Below are 495 nucleotides of genomic sequence, written 5' to 3' on the forward strand. Positions count from 1 at the left end.
CCGCCCCTCCCAGGCAAGCCACCCTGCCGGCCCTCCGTACAGCGCCTACGCCGCCCCTACCGGGCAAGCGACCAGCTCCGCCCTCCCTGCCGCCCTCCGTACCGGCTGGTGCTGGAGCTCGTCGGGAACTAGCCGTCCAGGCGGCGGCGTGCGTGGCGTTCCTCGCGGCGCGCGACCTCCAGCCGCTGGGACACGTCGGCGAGTTTCTTGCGCGCCTTGGTCAGCTTCCGCTCCAGCCGCTCCACCTTCTCGGCGCGCTCGTCGTGCTCCCGCTGCGCCGTCTCCAGCACCTCGAGCCACTCCAGGTGCGCCGCCTCGGCCTCGGCGCGTTCCTTCGCCTTCCTGGCCTCGGCCTCTTCGCGCCGCCTGGCTTCTTCCTCCTCGCGCCGCCGGGCCTCGGCGGCGCGCGCCTTCGTGTCGCGCCTCGCGCCCTCCTCCTCGGCACCGGCCTCAGTGGCGGCCTGGGGGGCGGGCTTCTGCCGCTGTCTCTTATAC

General features: G+C 74.3%; 1 protein-coding gene. It reads right to left on the reverse strand.

Features of this window, described 5'->3' with window-relative positions:
- Positions 1 to 128: 128 nt before the first annotated feature.
- Positions 129 to 495, reverse strand: a 367-nt coding sequence (locus C1J01_RS50975; protein ID WP_438943201.1) for a hypothetical protein, incomplete at its 5' end; no start/stop codon positions are given.

It is taken from the genome of Nonomuraea aridisoli (assembly GCF_003236395.1).
Lineage (GTDB): Bacteria > Actinomycetota > Actinomycetes > Streptosporangiales > Streptosporangiaceae > Nonomuraea > Nonomuraea aridisoli.